Below are 4,376 nucleotides of genomic sequence, written 5' to 3'. Positions count from 1 at the left end.
AGGATCCGCACGCTGTCGGCACGCACCTGGCGCGCCAGCCGCTCGGGCTCGCGGTCGCCCTGCGCGCGCACGCCGACCACGCCGTCGAGCTGCCCCTGCGTCCAGGCATAGAAGCCCAGGTTCGCCAGCAGCAGCAACAGCACGATCGCGCGCAGCATCAGGCGTCCTCGGCCTGCGGGTCGGGCGCACCGCCATCGGACGGTGTCAGGCGCACGCTGACCTCGCCGCTGCCGACCTCGCGCGGGCCGGTGGCGGTGCTCACGCGCAGCATGCCGTTGGCGCTGACGCCGTCGGCGATGCCCTCGGCCACGTCGGCCTGCGTCGTCGTGATGGCGCGGCCGCGCAGCAGGTCGCGGGTGGCGAAGCGGTCGACGAAGGCACCGAAGCCGCGCCGGTTGAACTCGATCAGCGCCTTCACCAGCGGCAGCGCCACGCGGGCCAGCGTGCCCGGCGCGGTCAGCGTGGGGTCGAGTTCCTGCACGCAGCCGTAGCCGGTGTTCAGCTCGGTGGTGGCATGCATCGGCTGCACGTTGATGCCGATGCCGATCACCGCCAGCCGCCGCGGGCCGGCCGCCACCGTCTCGATCAGCACGCCGCCGAGCTTGCGGCCGATCCGGGCCCCTTCGGCGCCCGGCTCCATCAGCCACAGGTCGTTCGGCCACTTCAGGCCGATGCGCGGCGCGCCGGCGTCGCCCGGGGGGGATGGGGGGGATGGATCGAGCGCCTCGGCCAGCGCGACCCCGACCGCGAGCGACAGCCCCGACCAGTCGGGCGGGTTCATCGGCAGCGACAGCGAGAAGGTCAGCGAGGCGACCGGCGCGGCCTTCCAGACGCGGCCCATGCGGCCGCGCCCGCCGGTCTGGTGCTCGGCCACCAGCAGGCAGGGCTGCACGTCGGCTGCACGCCGGCCGAACGCGGCGCTCTCGACGCTGCGGCGCACCTGCACCAGCTCGGCCGCGGCCTCGTCGATCGCGCTCATGTTGACGCGGGCGCGCTCGAGCAGTGCGGTGTTGGTCGACGAGATGCGCGCGACCACCTCGATGCTCAGTCCCGGCAGCAGCGGCTCGAGCTGCTGCCACAGCGCCTCGGCACCCCAGTGCTGCGGCGTCGGCGCGGGCAGCGTCGGATCGAGGGGGTCGTCTTCGGGGTGGTCGCTCATCGCAGCCTCAGCGCTTCGGGGCCAGCATCGTGCCGCGGCAGTTGCGGGTGCCGCAGCGGCATTCGTATTCCTTCTTCAGCTTCGGCGTGTAGCGCTCGTCGATGATCAGGCCGTAGTCGTAGAACAGTTCCTCGCCCGGCTTGATGGCGCGCCGGGCCTTGATGAACACCCGGCCGTCGATCTCGTCGGATTCGCAGTTCGGCGTGCAGGCATGGTTGATCCAGCGCGCCGCGTTGCCGCCGTACTTGGCGTCGATCGCCATGTCGCCGTCGAGCTGGAAGTAGAAGGTGTGGTTCGGATCCTTCGGGTCGTGCGGGTGGCGGCGCAGCGCCTCTTCCCAGGGAATGACCTCGCCCTTGTACTCGATGACGACCTCGCCGCGGGCGATCGGGGCGATCGCGAACACGCCCTTGCCGTGCACGCCGGAGCGGCGCACCTGGATGCGCCGGCCGGCGGCGGCCGCCTGGCCCGCGGCTTTCACGGGGGTCGATCTGGACCGAGGGGACTTGACGGTGCCGGCTTGCGTCATCGATTTCTTTGGGTACATTGAATTCATGGGTGCGCGCGCGTGCATGCGTATGCGTGCATGCGCGCGAGAAGCCCGGATTGTAGAGAGCACGCGCCGACCCCGGCCGAGCCATCACCAGAAAGTCCCATGAGCAAGTCACTGATCATTGCCGAGAAGCCCTCCGTCGCCCAGGACATCGTGCGCGCGTTGACGCCCACCGCGGGCAAGTTCGACAAGCACGACGAGTACTTCGAAGGCGAGCACCACATCGTGACCTCCGCCGTCGGCCACCTGCTGGAGATCAAGGCGCCGGAGGAGTTCGACGTGAAGCGCGGCAAGTGGAGCTTCGCGAACCTGCCGGTGATCCCGCCGCACTTCGATCTGAACCCGATCGACAAGAGCAAGGGCCGGCTGAACGCGATCGTCAAGCTGGTCAAGCGAAAGGACGTCACCGACCTGATCAACGCCTGCGACGCGGGCCGCGAGGGCGAGCTGATCTTCCGGCTGATCCAGCAGCATGCGAAGAGCAAGCACCCGGTGCGCCGGCTGTGGCTGCAGAGCATGACGCCGGCGGCCATCCGCGACGGCTTCGACAACCTGCGCAGCGACGAGAGCCTGCAGGGCCTGGCGCAGGCCGCGCGCAGCCGCTCCGAGGCCGACTGGCTGGTCGGCATCAACGGCACGCGGGCGATGACGGCCTTCAACTCGCGCGACGGCGGCTTCTTCCTGACCACCGTCGGGCGGGTGCAGACGCCCACGCTGTCGATCGTCGTCGAGCGCGAGGAAAAGATCCGCAAGCACGTCTCGCGCGACTACTGGGAGCTGAAGGCCACTTTTGCGGCGCAGGCCGGCGAGTACGACGGCAAGTGGTTCGACCCGAAGTGGAAGAAGAACCCCGACGACGCCGAGCAGCGCGCCGACCGCCTGTGGAACGCGGCCGATGCGAACGCCATCGCCGAGGCCACGCGCGGCCAGCCGGCCAGCGTCACCGAAGAGGCCAAGCCCAGCACGCAGAGCGCGCCCGGCCTGTACGACCTGACGACGCTGCAGCGCGAGGCCAACGGCCGCTTCGGCTTCAGCGCGAAGACGACGCTCAGCATCGCGCAGGCGCTGTACGAGAAGCACAAGGTGCTGACCTACCCGCGGACCGACAGCAAGCACCTGCCCGAGGACTATGTCGCCGTCGTGAAGGACACGATGCAGATGCTGGCCACCGACGACATGCCGGGCCCGCTGCGCCCGCTGTCGGCGCATGCCGCGAAGGCGCTGAAGGAAGGCTACGTCAAGCCGAACAAGCGCATCTTCGACAACGCGAAGGTGTCGGACCACTTCGCGATCATCCCGACGCTGCAGGCACCGCGCAGCCTGACCGAGGTCGAGGCCAAGCTGTACGACATGGTCGTCAAGCGCTTCCTCGCGGTGTTCTACCCGTCGGCCGAGTTCATGGTCACCACCCGCATCAGCACCGTGAAGGCGGCCGGCAAGGAGCACAGCTTCCAGACCAACGGCAAGGTGATGGTGAAGCCGGGCTGGCTCGCGGTGTACGGCCGCGAGGCACAGGAAGACGACGCCAACCTGGTGGCGGTGGCGGCCGGCGAGATGGTGCGCACCGAAGAGGTGGCGGTCAACCCGATGAAGACCCGGCCGCCGGCGCGCTACAGCGAGGCGACGCTGCTGTCGGCGATGGAAGGCGCCGGCAAGCTGATCGACGACGACGAGCTGCGCGAGGCGATGCAGGAAAAGGGCCTGGGCACGCCGGCCACGCGCGCGTCCATCATCGAAGGGCTGATCCTCGAGAAGTACATGCACCGCGAGGGGCGCGAGCTGATCCCGACGGCCAAGGCCTTCCAGCTGACCACGCTGCTGCGCGGCCTGGGTGTCGAGGACCTGACCAAGCCCGAGCTGACCGGCAACTGGGAGTTCCAGCTGTCCGAGATGGAGAAGGGCAAGCTCAGCCGCGAGACCTTCATGGCCGAGATCGCCGCGATGACGCAGCGCATCGTCGCGAAGGCCAAGGAATACGACCGCGACACCATCCCCGGCGACTACGCGACGCTGAAGACGCCCTGCCCCAACTGCAGCGGCGTCGTGAAGGAGAACTACCGCCGCTTCACCTGCGTCGGCACCAGCCCGGCCGAGGACAACGGCTGCGGCTTCTCGATCAGCAAGATCCCCGGCGGGCGCAGCTTCGAGCTGGACGAGGTCGAACGCTTCATCGCCGACAAGAAGATCGGCCCGCTCGAGGGCTTCCGCTCTAAGGCCGGCTGGCCGTTCACCGCCGAGCTGAAGCTCGCCTTCGACGACGAGATCAAGAACTGGAAGCTCGAGTTCGATTTCGGCGAGGACGCGAAGAACGCCGAAGCCGGCGAGCCGGTCGACTTCTCCGACCAGGAGAGCCTGGGCCATTGCCCGAAGTGCCAGGGCCGGGTGTTCGAGTTCGGCAGCTCCTACGTCTGCGAGCACGCGGTCGGCGCGCACATCACCTGCGATTTCAAGAGCGGCAAGATCATCCTGCAGCAGCCGGTGGCGCGCGAACAGATGAGCAAGCTGCTCGCCACCGGCAAGACCGACCTGCTGGAGAACTTCGTCTCGAACAAGACGCGGCGCAAGTTCAAGGCCTTCCTGGCGTTCGACAAGAAGGAGGGCAAGGTCAGCTTCGAGTTCGAGCCGCGCGCCGCGAAGCCGCCGGCCAAGGGTGCGGCCGCGAAG

The 4,376-nt window shown here is 68.8% G+C and carries 3 protein-coding genes; 1 reads left to right on the top strand and 2 read right to left on the bottom strand.

All coding sequences use genetic code 11. The features are described from left to right. Positions 1–157 precede the first annotated feature (157 nt). Together ACXJLU_RS32835 and ACXJLU_RS32830 are read right to left on the bottom strand one after the other, a co-directional pair. Positions 158–1,159 (bottom strand): biotin--[acetyl-CoA-carboxylase] ligase, encoded by a 1,002-nt coding sequence (locus tag ACXJLU_RS32835; protein WP_457337925.1) that lies wholly within the window; start codon positions 1,157–1,159, stop codon positions 158–160. A gap of 7 nt (positions 1,160–1,166) precedes the next feature. Beyond that, the gene (locus ACXJLU_RS32830) at positions 1,167–1,640 is read right to left on the bottom strand and encodes an SET domain-containing protein (RefSeq protein WP_056803783.1); all 474 of its coding nucleotides are present in this window, start codon (positions 1,638–1,640) and stop codon (positions 1,167–1,169) included. Positions 1,641–1,814: 174 nt separating this feature from the next. On the opposite strand from ACXJLU_RS32830, the gene ACXJLU_RS32825 reads away from it, so the two are divergent. Further along, on the top strand, positions 1,815–4,376 hold a 2,562-nt coding region (locus tag ACXJLU_RS32825), incomplete at its 3' end, for a DNA topoisomerase III (protein WP_457337924.1).

The organism is Rhizobacter sp. P5_C2, assembly GCF_054049715.1.
The sequence above is the reverse complement of the archived record's forward strand: the minus strand, read 5'-3'. Positions and strand labels throughout refer to the sequence as shown.

Bases quoted from the DNA above. Each gene is read 5' to 3' on its own strand.
- ACXJLU_RS32835 (WP_457337925.1), bottom strand. From the start codon at position 1,159: ATGAGCGACCACCCCGAAGACGACCCCCTCGATCCGACGCTGCCCGCG.